Annotated in this window: 20 protein-coding genes; 10 read left to right on the forward strand and 10 right to left on the reverse strand. The window is 42.0% G+C overall.

The window, feature by feature from the left end; translation table 11 throughout:
* Positions 1 to 9: 9 nt before the first annotated feature.
* From udk to AC0VYA_RS02690, 3 genes are all read right to left on the reverse strand, one after another.
* The gene (gene udk, locus AC0VYA_RS02680) at positions 10 to 633 is read right to left on the reverse strand and encodes a uridine kinase (RefSeq protein ID WP_006992736.1); all 624 of its coding nucleotides are present in this window, start codon (positions 631 to 633) and stop codon (positions 10 to 12) included.
* 334 nt (positions 634 to 967) lie between these two features.
* The gene (locus AC0VYA_RS02685) at positions 968 to 1,903 is read right to left on the reverse strand and encodes a hypothetical protein (protein ID WP_475489968.1); all 936 of its coding nucleotides are present in this window, start codon (positions 1,901 to 1,903) and stop codon (positions 968 to 970) included.
* Positions 1,893 to 2,588, reverse strand: a complete 696-nt coding sequence (locus tag AC0VYA_RS02690) for a PhnD/SsuA/transferrin family substrate-binding protein (RefSeq protein ID WP_475489969.1) — start codon at positions 2,586 to 2,588, stop codon at positions 1,893 to 1,895. Before AC0VYA_RS02690 ends, AC0VYA_RS02685 begins: the two co-directional genes overlap by 11 nt.
* Positions 2,589 to 3,179: 591 nt before the next feature.
* Here AC0VYA_RS02690 and AC0VYA_RS02695 point away from each other — a divergent pair.
* Together AC0VYA_RS02695 and AC0VYA_RS02700 are read left to right on the forward strand one after the other, a co-directional pair.
* Positions 3,180 to 6,206 carry a TonB-dependent receptor gene (locus AC0VYA_RS02695; protein WP_011573447.1) on the forward strand — a complete coding sequence of 1,009 codons (3,027 nt, stop codon included), beginning with the start codon at positions 3,180 to 3,182 and terminating at the stop codon, positions 6,204 to 6,206.
* A gap of 69 nt (positions 6,207 to 6,275) precedes the next feature.
* A complete protein-coding gene (locus AC0VYA_RS02700; RefSeq protein WP_475489970.1) occupies positions 6,276 to 7,451 on the forward strand; it encodes an endonuclease/exonuclease/phosphatase family protein in 1,176 nt (391 codons plus the stop codon).
* A 90-nt stretch (positions 7,452 to 7,541) separates the two neighbouring features.
* Here the strand turns inward: AC0VYA_RS02700 and argR are convergent, their stop codons facing one another.
* A complete protein-coding gene (argR, locus tag AC0VYA_RS02705) occupies positions 7,542 to 8,006 on the reverse strand; it encodes a transcriptional regulator ArgR (protein ID WP_006992741.1) in 465 nt (154 codons plus the stop codon).
* Positions 8,007 to 8,171: 165 nt separating this feature from the next.
* Here argR and mdh point away from each other — a divergent pair, with 165 nt between their 5' ends.
* Positions 8,172 to 9,107, forward strand: coding sequence for a malate dehydrogenase (gene mdh, locus AC0VYA_RS02710; protein ID WP_006992742.1), 936 nt, complete (start codon positions 8,172 to 8,174; stop codon positions 9,105 to 9,107).
* 91 nt (positions 9,108 to 9,198) lie between these two features.
* Here the strand turns inward: mdh and AC0VYA_RS02715 are convergent, their stop codons facing one another.
* Together AC0VYA_RS02715 and AC0VYA_RS02720 are read right to left on the reverse strand one after the other, a co-directional pair.
* Complete coding sequence (locus tag AC0VYA_RS02715; RefSeq protein ID WP_475489971.1) at positions 9,199 to 9,804, reverse strand: DUF2726 domain-containing protein; 606 nt, start codon at positions 9,802 to 9,804, stop codon at positions 9,199 to 9,201.
* 137 nt (positions 9,805 to 9,941) lie between these two features.
* On the reverse strand, positions 9,942 to 10,334 hold the full coding sequence (locus AC0VYA_RS02720; RefSeq protein ID WP_475489972.1) for a hypothetical protein: 393 nt from the start codon (positions 10,332 to 10,334) through the stop codon (positions 9,942 to 9,944).
* Positions 10,335 to 10,453: 119 nt separating this feature from the next.
* Here AC0VYA_RS02720 and AC0VYA_RS02725 point away from each other — a divergent pair, with 119 nt between their 5' ends.
* Complete coding sequence (locus tag AC0VYA_RS02725; RefSeq protein ID WP_475489973.1) at positions 10,454 to 10,975, forward strand: DUF2937 family protein; 522 nt, start codon at positions 10,454 to 10,456, stop codon at positions 10,973 to 10,975.
* A gap of 153 nt (positions 10,976 to 11,128) precedes the next feature.
* Here AC0VYA_RS02725 and AC0VYA_RS02730 read toward each other — a convergent pair whose 3' ends face one another.
* The 3 genes from AC0VYA_RS02730 to AC0VYA_RS02740 all read right to left on the reverse strand — a co-directional run bounded on the left by AC0VYA_RS02730 (position 11,129) and on the right by AC0VYA_RS02740 (position 13,679).
* Positions 11,129 to 12,214: an EF-hand domain-containing protein gene (locus tag AC0VYA_RS02730; protein WP_475489974.1), complete on the reverse strand. Its 1,086-nt coding sequence runs from the start codon at positions 12,212 to 12,214 to the stop codon at positions 11,129 to 11,131.
* Between the two features lie 307 nt (positions 12,215 to 12,521).
* Entirely contained in the window at positions 12,522 to 12,866 is a 345-nt protein-coding gene (gene erpA, locus AC0VYA_RS02735) for an iron-sulfur cluster insertion protein ErpA (protein ID WP_006992748.1), read from the reverse strand.
* 114 nt (positions 12,867 to 12,980) lie between these two features.
* Positions 12,981 to 13,679 (reverse strand): DUF6776 family protein, encoded by a 699-nt coding sequence (locus tag AC0VYA_RS02740; protein ID WP_011573454.1) that lies wholly within the window; start codon positions 13,677 to 13,679, stop codon positions 12,981 to 12,983.
* Between the two features lie 113 nt (positions 13,680 to 13,792).
* Here AC0VYA_RS02740 and AC0VYA_RS02745 point away from each other — a divergent pair, with 113 nt between their 5' ends.
* The 5 genes from AC0VYA_RS02745 to AC0VYA_RS02765 all read left to right on the forward strand — a co-directional run bounded on the left by AC0VYA_RS02745 (position 13,793) and on the right by AC0VYA_RS02765 (position 18,318).
* The gene (locus AC0VYA_RS02745; protein WP_473478003.1) at positions 13,793 to 15,472 is read left to right on the forward strand and encodes a chloride channel protein; all 1,680 of its coding nucleotides are present in this window, start codon (positions 13,793 to 13,795) and stop codon (positions 15,470 to 15,472) included.
* Positions 15,473 to 15,511: 39 nt separating this feature from the next.
* Positions 15,512 to 15,940, forward strand: a complete 429-nt coding sequence (locus tag AC0VYA_RS02750; RefSeq protein ID WP_011573456.1) for a CopD family protein — start codon at positions 15,512 to 15,514, stop codon at positions 15,938 to 15,940.
* A 263-nt stretch (positions 15,941 to 16,203) separates the two neighbouring features.
* Positions 16,204 to 16,347: a hypothetical protein gene (locus AC0VYA_RS02755; protein WP_198136305.1), complete on the forward strand. Its 144-nt coding sequence runs from the start codon at positions 16,204 to 16,206 to the stop codon at positions 16,345 to 16,347.
* Between the two features lie 196 nt (positions 16,348 to 16,543).
* Positions 16,544 to 17,098 carry a GTP cyclohydrolase I FolE gene (gene folE, locus AC0VYA_RS02760; RefSeq protein ID WP_011573457.1) on the forward strand — a complete coding sequence of 185 codons (555 nt, stop codon included), beginning with the start codon at positions 16,544 to 16,546 and terminating at the stop codon, positions 17,096 to 17,098.
* A gap of 230 nt (positions 17,099 to 17,328) precedes the next feature.
* Complete coding sequence (locus tag AC0VYA_RS02765; RefSeq protein ID WP_011573458.1) at positions 17,329 to 18,318, forward strand: 5'-methylthioadenosine/S-adenosylhomocysteine nucleosidase family protein; 990 nt, start codon at positions 17,329 to 17,331, stop codon at positions 18,316 to 18,318.
* Positions 18,319 to 18,543: 225 nt separating this feature from the next.
* Here the strand turns inward: AC0VYA_RS02765 and AC0VYA_RS02770 are convergent, their stop codons facing one another.
* Positions 18,544 to 20,454 carry a hypothetical protein gene (locus AC0VYA_RS02770; RefSeq protein WP_475489975.1) on the reverse strand — a complete coding sequence of 637 codons (1,911 nt, stop codon included), beginning with the start codon at positions 20,452 to 20,454 and terminating at the stop codon, positions 18,544 to 18,546.
* A gap of 217 nt (positions 20,455 to 20,671) precedes the next feature.
* On the opposite strand from AC0VYA_RS02770, the gene AC0VYA_RS02775 reads away from it, so the two are divergent.
* Positions 20,672 to 20,758, forward strand: a complete 87-nt coding sequence (locus AC0VYA_RS02775; protein ID WP_475491023.1) for an ATP-binding protein — start codon at positions 20,672 to 20,674, stop codon at positions 20,756 to 20,758.
* Positions 20,759 to 20,768: the final 10 nt, after the last annotated feature.

A 20,768-nucleotide genomic window follows, 5' to 3' on the forward strand; every position in this document is an offset into this window, starting at 1 on the left:
TTTTAATGGCTAAAGTAGCGTCTGCTGGATATGAGATTTAATGACATCCAATGCAATACGGTTTTTTCCACCCTGGGTCACAATAACATCAGCAGTAAAACGACTCGGCGCGATAAACTGGTGATACATGGGCTTGACGGTTGATTCATATTGTTTTGCAACCGAATCTAACGTGCGTCCTCGTTCAGCTATATCTCGCTTCATTCGACGCAATAAGCAAATGTCTAGCGGTGTATCTACGAAAATCTTAATATCAAACAAAGGCTGAAGCTCTTGATTTGCTAGCAACATGATCCCTTCAATGATGATAACAGGTGCTGACATCAGCTTTTCGGTTTGAGCCAAGCGAGTGTGAGTTTTATAACAGTAGTGAGGGTAATCAACTGACTGCCAGTTCTTCAAAGCCTGTAAGTGCTCAACCAATAACTCGTGTTCAAACGCTTTGGGATGATCGTAATTATTCTTTTCTCGCTCTTCCATGGGTAGATGGTCTTGGGCGCGATAATAATGATCTTCACGAAGTATTTGTACATGTTTGCCGTCTTCTGAGAATTCTTTAAGCAAGTTTTCAGTAAACAGCGATTTACCCGAGCCAGAAGCACCGGAGATAGCGATAACGAGGGGGGCAGACATACTACTCCGAAATGATAGAGATGAGATTGTCTGAAAGATACCAGCGAACGGTCAAAAAGTCAGTTTTCACAACGCATTTATATAGCAATTTTTATGACAATTGGTAAATCCACACAATGTTAGCCCCTCTGGTTAACATTAACGCAACAAGGTTACGATTTGTGGACCATATGGTCAAGTTTTTGTTGGGTTAGGTTTTTATGTATGCAGAGTGAGCACATTACTAATTTGAAAACATTAAATTTACCTAGAGCGCTTTGCAACATCCTGGAAATAAATACTAGAGAGGTTAGGGGGCGTATATTTTACCTGAGTGGGTTATCAGTGAGAGAAGTTACTTTCCAATAAAGAGGACTTTTTCTGTGCTGATATTAGGCAGCGCGTAATTATGCAGTTTAGAGCGAGAGCCTTCACCTTGCGCCTTAGGTGGATAGAACAGCTCCTTTTCTTCTTGATGATCGACGAATATCTCGTCCAACGCTGAGCGAATTTCACTCAACGTTTTATCTAGGTTGGCTGCAAAATCTGGACGTTTGCGTTTGGTATGCCCTAAATCGATCAAACGATAAAAGTATTTATTTGCTATCTGAATCAACTCTTCAGGTACGTCACTGCTGTTGCTCAAATTAGCGCTGTTATCTTGTATGCAATAGTCCACAAGGGCCGCATAAAAGCAAAAAGGTTTGTTTGGTAATATTATTGGCGTTGTACCGTCGACATAACTTATGCTCTTGGTTTTTAGGTCAATAATTAATTGATGATTCACGGGCGTTTCTAACTCTTTGTGTAAGTTAGCTGTGTTTCTGTGAGTTAATCTTAACCTTTGAATACATAGGTAACTAAGCAGTGTGGCAAGTATGAGTGGAGTAAGCCCAATGTAATCTACTATCGAGGGAGCATTAACAGCGTACTGGATTGCGATTTTCTGATCATGAGTTTCTAGGTATGTTTCTCGACTAGCCCCCGCTCTTTGAATATCCGCTTCTACGATCCCTTGTATTGAGATGACATCGATAGGGGAGCGTTGTTTATCAAGTACACGATTTAGATCTGAAATGTAGTGACTGACAGAGCGTGTATCTGCCACCGTTTTAAATTTGGGGTTCGCTAAGCGTAATTTGGGTAAGTCGATTGCAATACGTTTTTCAATGTTAGCTAAGAATTGAGCTTGGTTTGATATCGCTTGGAAATGAACGCCAATAACAAAGGCAAACTGAAAAATTAACCATATGAGGGTAAAAAGGCCAACGTAAATCAGTTTAGTTTTCATGGTCTAGCACTTCATTTGAATTCTTTGTCAACGGGCAGTGATAGGGCACTAGCTCAAGCTGGCGGTAATAGTTTGATTGCGTATTGATCGATAGAGTCGACAAGGTATTCTGTATTTCGCAGATCAAATCGGTATTTTGGGTTTCCATCTTCAAATACCACTTACTGCCACTGACCTTCGTGTTTATCGGGGTGATGTAATTAGCGGAAAAGCGCTCCGCGTCTTTTTCTTTCCAAAATGAAGATATGATATCCACACTACCAGTTGCAAGAAGGTCGCGCAGGGCCTCATGAGAATTAACATATACGATATTCATATTCGCTTCTGAGATGCCCAATTCATTCAGTAGCCCCTTAGGTACAATATGGCCTGAGCGGCTGCTAGGGTAGTCCAAAAGCCCTAAGCGTTTACCCCATAAATATTGTTTAGTCAGTTCCGGTTTCTCTTTTAAGGAAATCAAATACGTGGAGTAGTCTTTATATTGAGCGACGGTTTGGTATCGGTAAGTCGTTTCTGCAGCAAAAGCTAACATGACGTTTTCTTTGACCAAGGCAAGATCAGCAATCCCTTTACCGACATATTGAATAATTTCTTGCTCGTTGTGGCTCCACTGGACAGTGACAATTCCATACTGGCGGTTAATTGTCTGGTTACTGCACAAAGACGAAAGGAGCTTGCTAGCCATACCTTGATCGGTTATAAAAACAACAAATTCGTCACTATTATTTACCGATTGTGTTTGGCAAGTGAGCGATTGTGAAATTAAATTAGATAAATTTTCACTTTTTATTACGCTTGATAAGACACCTGCATACCAGCTGGCGAGCATAAATATTCCGGATAGGATAGGCAAGGCAATCGCGTTAATCGACAAAATTCTATTCTGCACTCAAGTTCGGTATGTTTACTTGTTGAACTGATTTGACCAGTTAGTCTTACTTAAAGCAATAGGTAAATTTATTTGAAGGTGTTAACTTATTGATTTAAAATGATTAATAATAAGAAGTTATGAATGTTGTTGAGGGGTTTTTACTTAGCGAAATTTGTTCACACTGGCTAAGTCAAAGTTTGTCACAAATCGTGTCACCTCATGACGTATAAAAATAAAAGTGACCGTTCAAAAAGAAAATTAGAAAGCGGGTAGGGAATTTTTGACCAGTTAGTCAAATTTTTTGATTACTGGTCAGTGCAGTAATATAAATGCAACATAAAAATAAAATAATAGCGGCATAAAAATTAACACGATTTAATACTCACAAACCTTAGGAAACACACAATGCTAAGAAAAACTAAACTCACCAGCATCGCGCTTGCGGTAGCCATGTCATTAGGCATGTCTTCTGCTGCTCTTGCGCAAACCACCTCTTCAGGAATGACAGGGCAAATTGTAGGCCCAAATGGTAACCCTGCGGCAGGTACTGTAGTTAAAGTCACTCACGTACCAACTGGTGCAGTAAAAACGGCAACTGTTAACTCTGCAGGTACGTTTAATCTTAATGGTTTACGCGTTGGTGGTCCTTACACTATTGAGCTTGACTCAAATACTTTTGCTGACCAAACGATAGAAGATGTTTATTTAAGCTTAGGTGAAACGGCGCCCATTAATCGCGTTTTGGCCAGTGAAGAGAATATTGAACGCATCGCTGTGTCAGCTTCACAAATCAGCAGCTTATCTTTTGGTAAAATAGGCCCAGGTGCTAACTTTGACCTATCCACGTTAGAAAATGCCCCTGCGATTAATCGTGACTTGACTGATATCGTTAGAATCGATCCTCGTATCTACGTTGATGAAGGTGGAAGCGGCGGTATTCAGTGTGTGGGTAAAAGCCCTCGTTTCAACAGCTTGACCGTTGACGGTGTGCGCATGAATGACTTGTTTGGTCTTAACTCTAACGGTTACCCAACTGAAAGAATGCCTTTCTCTTATGATGCTATCGAAGGTGTTGCAGTAGAAATCGCACCGTTCGACGTTATATATGGTGGTTTCTCAGCATGTAATATTAGTGCGGTAAGTAAAACAGGTACCAACGAAGTGCATGGCTCTGCTTTTTATGATTACGGTAGCAATGACTTGCGCGGTGATTCTTTAGAAGGCGACGACATTAATCTCGGTGACTACACTGAGAAGCGTTACGGTTTTAGCGTAGGTGCCCCGCTAATCAAAGATACATTATTTATTTTCGCTGCATACGAGAAGCTAGAAGGCGCCAATATTTTTGACCGAGGCGTAGCTGGCTCAGGTGCAATCAATGAGGTTGCTCTCTCGCAAACGCAATTAGATGACATTATCCGTATCTCGAATGATTTATATCAGTTTGACCCGGGGACGGTCCCTTCAAGCCTTGCAAACGAAGATGAAAAGCTTTTAGTCAAATTAGATTGGAACATAAACGAGCAACACCGAGCGTCTTTTACCTATAACTGGAATGACGGCAATAATTTTGCTGAATCAGATGGGGATTCAGATGAATTTGAACTTTCTAGTCACTTCTACGAACGTGGCGCAGAGCTAACCTCGTACTCAGGCGTATTGTACTCTGATTGGAATGACAAATTCTCAACTGAAGTACGCCTTTCTTATACCGAATTGGACAATCGTCAAAACTCTTTAACGGGTGATGGCACAGTAGGTGGGAATGACTTCGGTGAAGTTAAGATCTTTTTAGAAGACATGACTGTCTTTTTAGGTTCGGATGATAGCCGTCAAGTGAATGACTTGAACTGGGACGCACTTAGCATGATGTTCCGTGGTAACTACTACATGGATAACGGTCATACACTCACGTTTGGTTATGAGAGCGATGACTTAGAAATATATAACATTTTCGTACAGCATGCTGAAACGTCACTTTCTTTTGATAGCATTGCAGATTTTGAAAATGGCATCGCTAGTGACGTTGAGTATGGCCATGCTTATTCTGGAGACATTAATGACCGAGCTGCTGAGTGGGGTTACACGTCACACAGCACTTACCTTCAAGATGAGTTTTATTTAACTGATGATTTGAAAGTAATCGCAGGTTTACGTTACGACTGGATAACTACATCAGACAAACCTGTAGAGAATGCAGATTTTCTTGCAGGCAATGGTTATAGCAACACTGCTAACTTGGACGGTATTAGCTTGTTACAACCACGGATTGGTTTGAACTATACGCTAAGTGACAGTACCGAAATCCGTGGTGGTGTTGGTCTATTCTCTGGTGGTAACCCGAACGTATGGATGACCAATAACTATCAAAATACCAATGTAACTGGCGGTGAAGTAGACGGCGGCGATTTTGGTTATGATGATGGCTCTCGCAGCTTATTCGATGACGATGTTGTTTGGGTTAATGTTGAAGATGGCGCACCGGTTGGACCAGGTTATGGTGTTCCATCTGAACTTGATGACTTGTTAGACAACGGTAACGCAGGTAACTTCGAGTCAAATAATTTAGATCCAGATTTTAAAATGCCAAGTGAGTGGAAAGTATCAGCGGGTATCACTCATGTTACTGACTCAGATTATGTTTTAAATGCAGATTTACTAGTGTCGTTTACGCAAGACCAAGCGATGATAAAATACGTTGGTATTGAAGAAGTTGGCATAACCGATGCTGGTTATGTGGATTATGACAGAAACGGTTATGGCTCACTTGAGTTGACAAATTCTGATGAGGTGTCAACGTCATATTCACTGACTGGTACTCTAGAGAAAACTTGGGATAACGGCTTGCGCTTAGTAACTGGTTACTCGTATAACCATGCTGAAGATGTGCAGCCTATGACCAGCTCGGTTGCATTTTCTAACTATCAATATCGTGCGTTTACTAATCCTAATGAAGATGTATCTTCATTGTCAGATTGGAATATTGAGCATCGTTTCACTGCAGACTTTAGTTACGCAGTAGAGCTATTTGCAGGTTTAGAAACACGCTTCAACATGTATGCGTTGGCGCAATCAGGTCGACCATATAGCTTCACGCTATCTCAAGATGACGGCAATAGTGCTTTTGGATTTACACCGTATCTAGATAGCAATAGTGTGCTACCTATCGGAGCGGAGCGTAACGATCAAGAGAGTGATTGGTGGACCAAGGTTGATATTGCGGTAAGACAAGAGATACCAGCATTTGCTGATGGTCACTCGGCAACGGTGAGCTTAACCATGGATAACTTCACTAACTTCCTTAACGATGATTGGGGTATCTTGGAAGAAGTTTCTTTCAATACTGCGACAATAGGTAATTCATCTCCTCAAAGTCGCCAAGGTGATGCATCTTTGTGGGAAATGCGTATCGGTGTTAACTACAGATTCTAATCATTAAATGATTATGATTGAAAGCCGGCTCTTGTAGCCGGCTTTTTTATTGGTGTTAAGGATGTAAAAATGTACAAATTTCTGGGGTTATTGTTTTTATTTGCTGGAGTGTCTTTAGTGTCGGAAGCGAAAACAGTGCGGATAGCGACGTTTAATGTGAGTATGGAGGCGAGTAATTACTTACCTAAAGGAGTAACACCGACCGGCCAGGAGCTGTTTGAAAACTTGAAGAGCGGTGACAATCAACAGATCAAAAATATTGCTGAGATTATTCAGCGTGGGCGCCCTGATATTATCTTACTGAACGAGTTTGATTACACCTCAGATGATGACAAGGGTGTAAAGGCATTCATCAATCACTATTTGTCCGTCTCTCAGCTAGGCACCAAGAATATTGATTACCCTTATTACTACACCGCACCTGTGAATACGGGCGTTCCTTCTGGGGTCGACCTTAACCATAATGGAACGTCCACTGACAATGGTGGCGATACCTTTGCCTTTGGTTTGTATCCAGGGCAATACGGCATGGTTTTGCTCAGCCGTTTTCCCATTAAACGCGAGAAAATAAGAACGTTTCAGCACTTCTTGTGGAAGGATATGCCTAACGGGCTGCTTAACAGCGTAAAAACTGAAGGCGGCGTAGATTGGTACACGCCCCAAGCAAAATCCATATTTAGGTTGTCGTCTAAGTCCCATTGGGATGTACCCATCAGCATCGATGGTAAGCTAGTTCATGTTCTAGCAAGCCACCCCACACCGCCGGTTTTTGATGGCCCGGAAAACCGAAATGGAAAGCGAAACCACGATGAGATCCGTTTTTGGACTGATTACATATCGGGTGGTAAGGGCGCTGATTATATTTATGATGATAAACAGCAAAGGGGCGGACTAAGAAGTGAGCATTTTGTCGTCTTGGGTGACTTGAATGCCTCTGCTGAAGAAGGCGATGGTCACAAAGACGGCATTGGCTCATTGCTTAAAAATTCAAAGGTGAATAGCCACAATATTCCTATGAGTGCAGGCGGCGCAGTGCATAGCCCCGAAAACGCTCTGGGAGCTTCTCATACCGCTTTTTGGCGTATGCGGGCTGATTATGTTCTTCCTAGTAAGAAGCTGGGTGAGGTAAGCGCCAGTGGCGTATTTTGGCCAACATCTGACGAGGCTAGCTATCGATTGATCCAAAATCGCCAGGCATCATCCGATCATCGCTTGGTGTGGGTAGATGTAGACGTTACTGAGTAATAGCGCTCAACGGCGTTTTAAACGTTAGTGATGAGCCTGTACAGTCCTAGTGTGTGTACAGGCTCTAGTGTGTTCAGGCAACATGCCGCGTCATACATTTTCGAATAACGCTTCGACACGCATGCGGATTTCTTCAATTTGGTTGATATCAGACGGAGCAATAAAAATCGTATCGTCGCCCGCAATTGTGCCTAAAACGCCATCTTTTTGACTCAAGGAATCTAACAATCTAGCAATGAGCTGCGCTGCACCTGGACTTGTGCGGATGATGATCATCACATTGTTGTGGACTATATCTAACACTAATTGACGAAGCGGGCTGCGAGCCGTAGGCATGCCTAGCTCTGGAGGTAAACAATAGACCATGTCTCCTCTGGCGTTGCGCGTGCGCACTGCACCGAACTTACTGAGCATTCGGGATACTTTGGATTGACTGATATTGTCGAAGTTTTGCGTTTTCAACGCGTCGACAATATCCCCTTGAGAGCCAAAGTTTTCGGCCTTTAAGATATCCTTAAATGCCTTGATGAGTTCTTCTTGCTTATGAGTAGCCATATATTCCTCTATTTATAGTGGCTATTTTGCCTTAGTACTTGAACTTAAGCAATTTGCCCTCACATTCAAATTCGAACATTTTCAGCTCAGCATTTATTTGTTTTTTCGCGGGTCTTGCATTAGTGTTTCGTTCGCGAATTGATTAGCATTCCACAGGAGAGAATTATGAAAGTAGCGGTATTAGGTGCAGCTGGCGGTATAGGCCAAGCATTATCATTGTTGTTAAAAACTCAATTGCCAGCTGGTACAGAGCTAGCCCTTTACGACGTAGCCCCTGTCGTACCTGGCGTTGCGGTTGATTTAAGTCATATCCCTACTGACGTAAAAGTTGAAGGTTTCGGTAAAGACGACCTAGCTAAAGCGTTAACAGGCAGTGACATTGTTCTTATTCCTGCTGGTGTTCCACGTAAGCCGGGTATGGACCGTTCTGATTTGTTCAACATCAACGCTGGTATCGTTAGAAACCTAGTTGACAGTGTTGCGGACAATTGTCCAGAAGCTTGTTTATGCATCATAACTAACCCAGTTAACACCACAGTGGCAATTGCTGCAGAAGCGTTGAAAGCTAAGGGTGTTTACAACAAAAACAAATTGTTCGGTGTAACGACTCTTGACGTTATTCGTGCAGAAACGTTTGTGGGCAATTTACGTGACTTGAACCCTGCTAACGTGCATGTTCCTGTTATCGGTGGTCATTCTGGTACCACTATTCTTCCTCTGCTTTCTCAGGTGGAAGGTGTTGAATTTACTGATGAAGAAGTCGCTAGTTTGACGACTCGTATCCAAAATGCAGGTACAGAAGTGGTTGAAGCTAAGGCAGGCGGCGGATCAGCTACCTTATCAATGGGCCAAGCCGCTGCTCGTTTCTGTTTGTCGCTTGTATCTGCAATGCGCGGTGAAAATGTGGTTGAATACACCTATGTTGAAACCAACAGTGATGACGCACAATTCTTCTCACACCCAGTTCGTTTGGGCAAGAATGGCGTAGAAGAAATTCTACCTTACGGTGAGCTAAGTGACTTCGAGCAAAAAGCAAAAGAGTCTATGCTTGAAGGTTTACGTGGCGACATTAAACTAGGTGTTGAATTCGTTAATAACTAATTCATTTTCCTAGAATCAAAAAAAACCAGCAGATGCTGGTTTTTTTATATCTGCTATTCAGCAAATCAATACTGCACAGCGTCCTTTGAAGTTAAGCCGCCATAGGATCTTGTCCTAAGGGCTTCGTTGGGCGTGTGGCGATGTTAGGATCTTTAACTTGACCTGCAGTGCCTGCAACTAATGGGGTGTTTTTTGAGGCAATGCGTACTGACGCTAATTTGGCATCAATGCACTGGCGTATATCATGCGCGGTATACCCTGAGCGCACTTTAATGCGCACATGGGGAATACGAGCCGCATCTAGTGCGCCGCTGACAAACCAATCGCGTTGGCGTTTATAACCGTCTTTGCCGTTTTGTGTGGCATGCACTAAGTCTATAGCCACCACAGGTGACATATCGGCTTTTGAGCATAAAACAAAATCTAAATGGCGGCCGCTCGTACGACTCAACGCACTTTTGCCTGCTTTCTTGCTGGTGCTTTCCCTTGTGGCGACCACATCAGACAGTTTAACTCGGCACATTACTCTAAATTGGTTGCCCACAGCCTCATCGATAAGAGCCAGAAAGCTGCGCTCTACAGGAGTAAATAAATTAGTCTTCTTTTTAAACGGGAAGGTTAAGCTGGGTTCATTTAATTTCACTGCACCGATTGCCACCACAATCAATATCATCATTAAGATAATTGCCAATTCCATACCTGCTCCTATAGGCCTGCCAAATTTTTGACAGTTTCCGCCTGTGTTGATGTCTATAGGAGATATTGCAAAGAGAGTGCCAGAGGTCTGTCCGTTTTATTAGCAGGGGCTTTTAATCCCCATTTATCAATCCCCATTTATTTAGAGTTGATAAGTATATCTACTTGGCTGCCTGCTCCATCTGGGGAAATAACAATAATTTTGTGGTCGTTTTGCAGGCGCATAAGAATGCGATTTTGGGATAAACGTTGAGAGATTGGCCCATCTAGACGCTGTCGGAAAAACGCGAGAAGCTCATTGGAGGTCTGTTTGCTATGGTAGGTTAATGATGCTGGAAGCGCGTCGGCAAATAAAAGACAAGCACTGGCGTCTGTTGGTATATCAATCCCATGAAAAGCCGCGGGGCAAGTCGTTGGGGCACCACTGTCAACGTTTAGCGCGTGGTTTTGTGCGCTTAGAACGCCCGAGTATACTCCGCTAATAAGTAAGCAAAGCGTGCTGCGTTTAACGACTGCTATTGTATTCCCCATCTGATACTCCGTATAAAGTACCAGCATAATAGATTTATGATGAATAACTGACAATCTCTGATACCGTATCTTAGGTATAGCATCCCATTTATGCGTATAGCGCGGTTGGAGGAGGGTAAATGAATATTGTTCGAGAGTATTTGCGTTTGGCTGTTTTTGCCATTGGATTACTTTCAGGCGTACAGATCCCAGCCTTTATTGACCAGTATCAGAAGCGCGTTGACGCTCACTTACTTGAAGCGAAACAAAATTTAGCTGGCTTTGAGCAAACGGCAGAGCGTTACTTCAAAGGCGATATGCAAAAATTAATTCGCCATTATCAGCAAAGTGAAGATGCGATATTCCGCCAAGATGCTAAGAATGTTCAGCTTATTTTTAACCGTGCCAGCCTGCTGCAAGTTCAATGGGATAATTTAAACAAGGGCGTCGTACAACGTGCGTATTATTTGGCAACTCAATATAACCCTCAAATTTTACAAGAGACGATCACTCAATATAGTTACACGGTGCCATTGAACCCTGTAGCGTTAGGGTGGGGGATATGTATCGCATTATTGTTTGCAGCCCTGTTTGATATGACGATAGGTATAAGTGCAAAAACTTGCTCAGTGTGCTTTCACGCGGTCCGTAAACGCAGTTAATTTGGAGCTGATGTGAGCGCTCACTTACTCTCTATGCTTTGTTTTTCTCATGAAAAATTGATGGTCGTAAGTCATAGAGAAGGAGTCAAAGCCAGCTTGCGTGATTACAAGCCGGCTGAATGCAGTTAATTGCACCTATCGAAATAATTGCGTTTACTCTGATTCATAAGGATGGCGAACGGAATAACGCATGGTTAATTGCTGCCCCTTAACGAAGGTGTCGTATTCCTCTTGGCTAATTTTGTCATCACTGTTTATATCTGCGTTGTCAAAGTGCTCTGATATTTCTGCATTTTTTGCTTCCTCTTTGCTGATAAATCCGTCAGCGTCCGTATCTACCTCTGAAAATTCTTGCTCGACCGGGGCTGGTTGATCAGGCGCTTTCAGTGCAGGGTTGTTACTTTCTAAATCTGCGTTGATGGCTACATCCGACGAAGCTGCCAAATTTTGCTGTTCTGTTTCGCTTTTCGCTGGTACTTCATTTACGTGGCCTTCGACCCCGGTGGATTCGAGCTCTTTGTTCATTGCATCTGCACTGTGATCGAGTGAGCTTTGTCCTTTCGCGCTTAGCTCTTTGGCATTATCAAGTGCATTTTGGGCGTTTGATTCTGCGTCTTTCATTTTGTTATTTATGCCTGCACCTGCACTGGCATTTACATCATCATGACTATCATGTTCAGTAAGTTGGGTATCAAGCTTTGCATTACTGTTTTGTGCGTTGGCCGAAATGGCATTTTGCTTGGCTTGACTTAATTTCGTATCGGCCGCGTCTTTGGGGTTGTCGTTTGCTTCTTTTGCAGCGCTTTCGGCATGGACCATGTCTTTGTCGGCTTTGGCCATCGACTCTGATGTATCACCTATCGCTGCGTTAGTGTCAGATGTGGAAAGTTGGTCGCTTGAATCAGTGGTGTTAGCATTTTTGCCTGTGACAACTGTATCTGCCAATCCTATGTCCGCTTTACTGTAGATGCTGGCATAGGTGTTAAACTCTCTGGGGCTTAATTGTCCGTTCTCGTCTTCATCGACTTTGACAAAATAATTCCAAATATTATCTTTACTGGCTTCACCTTGTGAAATGACGCCATCTTCATTGGTGTCTAACGTCGCGAAATTACTATCGGTTGCTTGCGGTGTGCTTTCTTGCCCTGTACTTTCTTGAGTCGTCGTATCCTGTTGCGCCGCAAATGCTGAGGTAGCTAATACACTGGTAATAATCGATGCTAAGGTGAGTTTCTTCATAATCAAATCCTTGGTTCGTATATCTGCATATAAAAATACACAAATGTGACTTTCAAAGACGATAATACATATCTCGTGCCACTAAATAATTCTCTTAATATTCAGCTGGTTACCAATATTCAGTTCTTTCTGTTAACAGTATGTTGCGTAATGATGGAGACGCAAAATGAAAAAAATTCATCAAGCAATATAGGAGAAAAAAATGGGAGAAAAAGCACGGGAGAAAAAGCGGGGAAAAATAGTACCCAAGAGCATTAAAAAGGCACGTGAAACCGCACGTTACAGTCTCACGTTTGATAAGCGGGGGTTATACGGTGAAAGAAGCGCCGCAGCCACATGTCGTGGTCGCATTTGGGTTATTGACTAAGAAACGAGAGCCTTCAAGACCCTCAGTGTAATCAACCTCGCCACCTACTAGGTACTGAAGGCTCATAGGGTCAACCACTAAGGTCACCTGATCTTTGTCTATGGTCGTGTCACCGTCATTTACTTTCTCATCGAAGGTAAAGCCGTATTGAAAACCTGAACAACCACCGCCGGTAACATAAACGCGTAATTTTAAATTAGGGTTTTCTTCTTCCTCGACAAGCGCCTTAACTTTACGTGCGGCGGCGTCGGAGAATTCGATTGGAACTGCTGTTTGCACCGACATAAATTACCTCTGTGTATACAAATAAGTGAATAGGGGATAGCGCGGATCTTAAGATTTTACTGTAAGCGAGCTACATAATGCCGCTATTATCTAATACCTGACTAATCTTATCAACTATTCGCTCGTCGATAGTACCCAATCAAAGGTTTTATTTAGTTCACCGAGTTTACGTTTGTATTTATAAACATCAGCAGTGATGACCACTTTTTCGGCTAAAAAGTCCATTGGTAAGGTAAATTCCTGCTCTAACATTTGGAAGTATTTAAAGCGAAATGTTAGTGGACCTTGGTCGCTGAGTGACGTTAAAGGATAGCTTTTGGGGTGTCCATTTTCACTGCCATGTATCACTAATTGTACAGTACCATTGAGCGTAGCTTTGATTTTATCTTGCTGTAAAAGTACTAATTTAAAGCGATAATAGTTTTCACTTAAGGTTTTCTCGACAGCGAATCCATCAATACCTAAGCCTGTCGCACTTAGCTCAGGGGCCATCACTTGTTGATAAAATCCAAGCTCTTTACGCAAAGATACTTCCCGAGCGAGCGCAAGTTCTGTTTCTTCAGCGAGTTTTTTTTGGGTGGTCGTCGCAATATCTAACTCAACACTCATTACATTTACTTGGCGTGATAGCTCCGCGTTCTCTAGCCGCAGACTCTCGCTACTATTTTTAAGCTGCTTTAAGAGTGTTTGTTGTTCATCACTGAGTCTATAGCCAAAAGAAAAAGCTAAGTAGCCGGTTGATAATAGAATAACTAAACATAAGGCGTAAAACTGATAAGGGCCGAAGCGCTGTTTTAACTCTGTATAATTCACAAATTACTTTACCTCGCCAGCACAATAAAACCAGAAATATAAGGTAATTCCTTACATTACAGCGGCTTGTGGTAAGATGCTGTCATTCCCTAACGTATTAATAGCGCTAATATATGTCCCTTAATGCTTTTCGACAAGAGCTGGCTACACCGCGCACCTCTATTCAATTGTGCGTATTGGGTATTATTGGCGGTGTTTGCGCTGCATCGGTGATCATATTATTCCGCTTAAGCGTGGAATGGCTGCAGCTTCTTTATCTTGATGAAGTGAATAATTTTACGACATTATCTGCTCTAGAGCGGGCGATCATGCCTGTTATAGGCGTAGTGCTTATTTTGTGTGTTGCCTACCTTACTGGTTTTAAGCATTACCGAATGGGTATTCCTTTTGTGATCCACCGCGTTAAAAAACGCTTCGGACATATCCCTTTTCGTACGACGGTCAATCAATTTTTTGGTGGTGCATTCGCATTAGCGAGCGGCTTTTCTGTTGGTAGAGAAGGCCCATCGGTGCACTTAGGCGCAGCAGGTAGTAGTTTTTTTGGACAATGGTTAAAACTGCCTGATAACAGTATTCGCATCTTGTCGGGATGCGGAATCGCCGCTGGTATATCTGCTTCGTTTAATACACCTTTTGCTGCCGTCATTTTCGTAATGGAAGTGGTACTGCGCGAATATAAGATCCATATTTTTATTCCTATTATGTTAGCGGCGGCTTGTGGCACCGTGATGACCAGAGCGGTATTTGGTCAAGCGCAAGAGCTCGACTTTATAGAATTTTTTGAATTCAGCCGCTGGATATACCTGTATTTGATTTTGTTTGGAATATTGCTCGGTGCGTTAGCGACTCTGTTCAACAATGCCTTGATGAAAGTTATGCATATTTTTCAGCGTTTTAACATGATAAAGCGCTTGCTTATTGCCGCCTTGATTACCGGCGCAGTGGGTTACATACTGCCCCAAGCGTTAGGCGCGCATTTCTTTTCTGTACATGACATGGTGCTACAGCAGCAAGATGTTGTTTTACTGGTAGCGGTGCTTTGCGCTAAGTTTTTTATCACTATTATTGCCATTGGGCTAGGGGTTCCAGGTGGGATCATGGGGCCGGTATTCGTACTGGGTATGTTAAGTGGAGCCTTATTGGCTGCCCCGTTGGGACTGGCTGTAGATAATATGGAACAACTCAGCGGTAGCTTTGCTCTGCTTGGCATGGCCGGTTTGATGACGTCTGTAGTGCATGCTCCGCTAGCCGCTCTGTCAGCCGTGATGGAGTTATCCTATAGCCCTGAACTTATCTTGCCCGCTATCTTAGTTATTGTGCCTGCCTATGTAACTTCGACTCAGTTTCTTGGAAACAGCTCTATCTTCATCCGCCAGTTGGATTATCAAAAGTTGCCTTACAGTACGTCATCTGTATTGGAAGCTCTGCAAAGAACTGGCGTGCTAGCGGTGATGGACAAAGAATTTAAGTTGTTCAATAACGCCCAACAACACCATATTTTACAATTTTTAGAGACATCACCAACACACCCAGTGGTGCAGCGAAACAGTGTTGAAATTGACGTGCAGTATTCGTTAGTTCAATACGATATTAGTCTTAGCAGAGAAGAATCATCCTTGGCTTTTTATGCCATGCAAGGGGTGTCGTTTCAGTCAACCCTGGGCGAAGTCTATGAATTGCTGCAAAGCAGTCGTGAGGGCGCGGTGTATGTTTATGAAAATGAACCAAGTAATATCACAGGTGTGATTACTTGGAACATGTTGCGTAGCTATTTACACAAAGCACAATATTAATATGATGTGCTTTGCCCTCAGTATTTGGAGAGTTATCCCATGAGCATTTTATGGCTCAAAGCGTTACACATTTTCTTCATGATCGCTTGGATGGCGGGGATCTTTTATCTGCCTAGAATATTTGTTTACCATGCCCAGACAGATAATCAAGCGGTGCGTGACCAATTCAAGACAATGGAGCGAAAATTGTGGTTTTTTATCACGCCTTTTGCATTATTGACTTTGATTTTCGGTTTAAGCTTAATTTATCAATATGGCGCGTCGTGGCTGGCTCATTCAGGTTGGCTGCATGCGAAATTATTATTGGTGGCGCTTTTGTACGGGTATCACTTTTATCTTTATCATCTGGTCAAAGTGTTCGCCCGAGATGAAAATAAGCATTCCTCACGCTTTTATCGATTTTTAAACGAAGCGCCAGTGCTGATATTGCTAGCCATAGTGTGCTTAGCTGTGGTGAAGTTTATCTAGGGGGGGGAGCAAAACCATTACGAGTGCGGGACTTTTTTGAAAATAAAATGCTTCCAAGGTTAAGATGTTTTCAAACAACCCGGCGCTCCAAACCAAAAGAAGCTGCGCTCATTGGTCACGTCAGAATTGATTTAATGTAAAGATTTGTAATTAGACATATATCTAGTTTGCGTTAGTCAACTGATTTGCTAATCTGAAGAAGGAAAATTTGAATCAGAGAATGTCATAATATGGATGTTGTGCAGGTAAAATTACGAACCCTTTTGCGCCAGTCTGATCTCGCCTTTGAAGAGTACAAAAAGCACCCCAATTCTGCCGATAGCGCAAAAGCATATGAAACGGCAAAAATGGCGTTAGATATGTACATCGCGAATATGCGAGTATCAGTCGAACAACGCTTAAAGTAACGCCTTTCAAAAACCATTATTGCACATCGATATATTCGGCATAAGGAATATGACATTGATGTGACATCAAGCATTTAACCCCCCGCTAAGAAAATGCTATCATCTGGCGATTATATGGCGCCCAAGTATAGCCCTAACCTCAAGTTAACTGCTCTTCAACGTCGCCCGTCTATTTTTAATTACAGAGTCAGATTTAATGTCAGATGATTTAACCCAGCATTACTCGCAAATTCTTTCGATCTTAGGTGAAGATACTCAGCGAGGTGGTTTAGTAGATACGCCTAAACGTGCCGCCAAAGCGATGCAGTTCTTGACCGATGGTTACGAGAAAAACCTTAATGACGTAGTGAATGGCGCTATTTTTGAAGCCGACACTGACGAAATGGTCGTTATTCAAAATATTGAATACTATTCACTGTGCGAGCATCATATTTTGCCGTTTATTGGACAGTGCCATATTGCTTATCTACCTCAGGGGAAAGTGCTAGGACTATCTAAGTTTGCTCGCATCGTTGACATGTACGCGCGTCGCCTGCAGATCCAAGAGGGTTTAACCAAGCAAATAGCGGATGCCATTCAAGAAGTCACTGGGGCGGCTGGTGTTGGCGTGATCATGGAAGGCAAACATATGTGCATGATGATGCGTGGCGTTCAAAAGCAAAACTCGTCTATGGTGACATCAGTAATGCTAGGTGCGATGCGTAAGTCAGATGCAACACGTAATGAATTTCTTCGTTTAATTGGTAAGTAACGCGTTAACAACCTCAAAAAAGCACGCCAACCGTTAAATCATTAAGTGTTGGCATGCTTTTGTCATACTCACCTCCTTAGCGCATATAAAGCTGCGTAAAATCGTTAAATGCACAGACCGTGTGCTCCAATATGGTGCGTCTGCATCTTTTTTGTATGGAAAATGAAATGACATTGAAAACTCTCTCCTCCTTTTACCGGCTAATGGGCAATATCAAAGCCGTGAAAGTGATGTGTATTATGCTTATCTCCTTCACTGCTGCTGCAAAGAGCACAGATCCTTCTAGCGAATATGGCCCTCGAACATTTGACGTTGATAACAAATGGACCGCTATCGTTGCTGCATATGAGCCTGAAATTAAAGCGATTGATGCTGCGATAGCCAAGTTACCTGACGCTAACATCACCAAAACCGTCACTTTTCAGGGCGTAAAGTATCAGCTAGGAACGTATAAGGGTGAGCCGATAGTTATCTTTACCACTGGCATAAGCGTGCCGAATGCGGCAATGACTATGCAAATGGCGCTCGACTATTTCCCCATCGACAGAGTCATAATGATGGGCATTGCTGGTGCTATTAGCAGTGAGTTTACCCCTGGGGATATTGCTGTACCGGCCAGGTGGTATTTTCATGATGAGTCTGTGTACATCAACCCCGACAAGGAACATGAAGGGGAGTTCGTTTTACCTGATTATTATGAGAAGTCATTGGCATCATTTTTAGAGCGCCGTAAACAAGACCCTCATTCGCCTGCCTACGAAAATTTTGGCTTTATACACCCTGAAGAAATGGCGGTTATAAAAGAGGGCTGGGATAGTCCTCGACAAATGCCATATTTTACCGCCTCAAGTGAACTACTTGACTTAACCAAGAAGGCGCTTAAGAAGGTCAGCCCTATTGCTATGCCATCGGGTAAAGCAATAAAGGTTAAGGTCGGCGGCAACGGTGTGACCGGCTCAGTATTCTTGGATAATGCAGATTACCGAAACTGGATACGCCGAGTGTTTAACGCTGACGTGTCTGAAATGGAATCCGCTGCTGTTGCACAAGTTTGCTTTGTGAACGACGTTGACTGGGTGGTTATTCGCTCAATTAGCGATTTAGCCGGTGGTCAGCAAGGCAAAAATGTTGAGAACGTATTTGACGGTATCGCATCAGGTACTGGGGCTAAATTGCTGCTAGGCGTCTTGGATGAAGTGGTTGCTTTGCCTGTTCAGTAACTGAAATAAACGTATTCATGTAGATATAAAAACACCGTCGTTTCGACGGTGTTTTTATATAATATTTTAGATCAGCTGCGAGTTATTATTCGCCTTCGTGTTTACAGTAAATAAGTTGTTTAATGCTTCCCTGATTTAAAGGGGCTTTGGGGCCTCTTTCATTGTAAGTAAAATGTTTAAAATTACATCCAATTTCTAAGAAGCTTAACAACTGTTATGTCAGGCTTAATTTAAGGCTGCCAGTATATTTTTAATAGTATCATCAATTTTACTTGGTGCTAAAGAAGCTGCCAGAGTTACATCAGATGTAGTGTCCAATATATTACCATTTAACCCGAGTCTACTACCATATCGGTTGAAAACAGTAGCCACCTCCATCGCATCAGTTGACATCAAGTATAGATAACATGATTTGTCAGTTACGCTTGTGCATGAAAGTTGAGTTCTAAGCGCATTACTAGAGGCAAACTTGTTTAAAAAACTTCTAACTTGTGACGAAAGCAATTCTTTACGCTGTTCAATATATTCGGTATGTGAATTTGATGATATCAACTTGACGATATTATCACTAAGATTATTAATAGTTATTAATTCAGCACCGTACTGTTCAAGTATCGTTTTATTAAAAAACTGCTTATATCCGTTTTCAAACTCTGTGATAGTTTCATCAAATGAAGCCAATTTTGAAACTCCAGTAGGGATCATTGTACCGATTGTTTTAGGTGGATTTGGATTTATACTTTTAAGAAGAGAACGCACCTCCATTTGCAAGCTAGTTAACTGTTCTTTCGTTAATAGATTTTTACATACAGCAGTTGCGGTATTTGTAAAGCACTTTTCATCAACAAGTCTTTGTACCTCAGTGTCATACAAGTCAAGCAATTCAAAAACTTGAATGGCAAATAAATCAAACTGGTCATTCGGCACTTTGCTCAGCGTATTTCTTAAGTTATCTAGCTTTTCCAATAATTTATTGTCGATAGCTTTACTACTGATTTTTGACTTCAGAGAAGAGATTGCATCTATTGCTTCTAATGCACTTTCATCTGAAGCTTCATTAATATCCTTCATCAACATCTCGAACGTCTGGATATTATCCAACGTCTTTGCCACGAACCCAGACTTAATTTGAAAAGTTAAATATGTGTTCGTTCTATAATCTTTGTACATTTCACCAGTGTTAAGATCTAATGTACAAGGGCCAAAATCAAATTCCTTTGGATTACCATCTTTGTCATATTTGATAATCGGCTTATTCTCTTTATCTGTACACTTTTCCACTAACCTTCCAGACGGGTTATCAAACATCAGATGGTCAAAAATTTCTTTTTCTAACGGGCCTTTCTCTGTCCTTTTACGCACAAAAGCATAATTTCCTTCCGCGATAATAGGACTGTGATAATTTTCTGAATTTGACTCCGGAACCAAAGTCATTGAATACCTGAATAATATGTCGTCTGACGAATTCGATAGTATTGCAGAGCCTATAGAGTCCAAAACTGATAAAGCATCACTCGCGGGCGGATACATTTGCTGCCCAGCTGTAGCTAAAGTTTTTAGCATAGCTTTCTGCTGCTCAGAAGGGTCATCTAATTCAACTATAGAAATTTGCATTATCAGCGGCCCACCTTCATATTTTATTGGCCCATAAACAGGCAAGTATGAGAAGTTTAAATACTGCTTCGCCTTCACTCCATTCGAATAAAAAATAACCCTTCCACTCTTATCACTTTTAGGGCCAAAGGCCATAGAGCACCCACCCTTTCCTTGCTCACAAACATTAGCGATAATAACCATTTCCGCATTAGCTCCTCTCGAACCAAAAGTTTCACTAATATTTCGGCTTTCGATAGCGAACCCATTGAAAGCTTGCATCAGGTGTACAGATATTGTGTCTCCAGAATTGATTTGCGGAACTGTTGTGTATTTACGATACAAGGTTTCGTAACATTCGCGGGTTACACCAGCTCGGTTAAATTCTGAATGGTCGTACAGCTCTTTGTTACATTGTGCTAAGTTTTTAGCACTTAAACCTTGGTTCGATATTGTTCTAACATAATCCACCTCACCTTCTTCAATAACTTGGCAGCCATATAAAAATAAAAGTGAAATAAATATATAAAATACTCTAGCCATATCCCTTGCCTCGTTTTCTTATTTTCAGTTACTTTGATTTTAGATTTTAACGATAGCACAAAATTTAAACAGCTATTGTGGGCTTATGACTAAAAGTAATTCTAGAGGTAAACGTTATCAAGAACTAAGTTTAGTCATCTACTTCACTTTTCATTTGCCGTATTAACTAAAGTTATTTCAAACTCACCAGATAGCAACTGCAATTGCAATTGCAGCTATAGACCGGCTCGTTCATCACTCACATATCATTCAATTACAGGGAGAAAGCTATCGAAGAAAAACAGCAATAAAACAGGAAGAATAACTCAGCGACA

This window comes from Paraglaciecola sp. QJM3NY_14, assembly GCF_056173245.1.

What these genes read in the sequence shown, in the direction of transcription:
- folE (WP_011573457.1), top strand. Translation starts at nt 16,544, where the DNA reads ATGTCAGATGATTTAACCCAGCATTACTCGCAAATTCTTTCGATCTTA.
- AC0VYA_RS02715 (WP_475489971.1), bottom strand. Translation starts at nt 9,804, where the DNA reads ATGGAATTGGCAATTATCTTAATGATGATATTGATTGTGGTGGCAATC.
- udk (WP_006992736.1), bottom strand. Translation starts at nt 633, where the DNA reads ATGTCTGCCCCCCTCGTTATCGCTATCTCCGGTGCTTCTGGCTCGGGT.
- AC0VYA_RS02695 (WP_011573447.1), top strand. Translation starts at nt 3,180, where the DNA reads ATGCTAAGAAAAACTAAACTCACCAGCATCGCGCTTGCGGTAGCCATG.
- AC0VYA_RS02725 (WP_475489973.1), top strand. Translation starts at nt 10,454, where the DNA reads ATGAATATTGTTCGAGAGTATTTGCGTTTGGCTGTTTTTGCCATTGGA.
- AC0VYA_RS02690 (WP_475489969.1), bottom strand. Translation starts at nt 2,588, where the DNA reads ATGGCTAGCAAGCTCCTTTCGTCTTTGTGCAGTAACCAGACAATTAAC.
- mdh (WP_006992742.1), top strand. Translation starts at nt 8,172, where the DNA reads ATGAAAGTAGCGGTATTAGGTGCAGCTGGCGGTATAGGCCAAGCATTA.
- argR (WP_006992741.1), bottom strand. Translation starts at nt 8,006, where the DNA reads ATGGCTACTCATAAGCAAGAAGAACTCATCAAGGCATTTAAGGATATC.
- AC0VYA_RS02720 (WP_475489972.1), bottom strand. Translation starts at nt 10,334, where the DNA reads ATGGGGAATACAATAGCAGTCGTTAAACGCAGCACGCTTTGCTTACTT.
- AC0VYA_RS02745 (WP_473478003.1), top strand. Translation starts at nt 13,793, where the DNA reads ATGTCCCTTAATGCTTTTCGACAAGAGCTGGCTACACCGCGCACCTCT.
- AC0VYA_RS02750 (WP_011573456.1), top strand. Translation starts at nt 15,512, where the DNA reads ATGAGCATTTTATGGCTCAAAGCGTTACACATTTTCTTCATGATCGCT.
- AC0VYA_RS02685 (WP_475489968.1), bottom strand. Translation starts at nt 1,903, where the DNA reads ATGAAAACTAAACTGATTTACGTTGGCCTTTTTACCCTCATATGGTTA.
- erpA (WP_006992748.1), bottom strand. Translation starts at nt 12,866, where the DNA reads ATGTCGGTGCAAACAGCAGTTCCAATCGAATTCTCCGACGCCGCCGCA.
- AC0VYA_RS02700 (WP_475489970.1), top strand. Translation starts at nt 6,276, where the DNA reads ATGTACAAATTTCTGGGGTTATTGTTTTTATTTGCTGGAGTGTCTTTA.
- AC0VYA_RS02730 (WP_475489974.1), bottom strand. Translation starts at nt 12,214, where the DNA reads ATGAAGAAACTCACCTTAGCATCGATTATTACCAGTGTATTAGCTACC.
- AC0VYA_RS02770 (WP_475489975.1), bottom strand. Translation starts at nt 20,454, where the DNA reads ATGGCTAGAGTATTTTATATATTTATTTCACTTTTATTTTTATATGGC.
- AC0VYA_RS02765 (WP_011573458.1), top strand. Translation starts at nt 17,329, where the DNA reads ATGTGTATTATGCTTATCTCCTTCACTGCTGCTGCAAAGAGCACAGAT.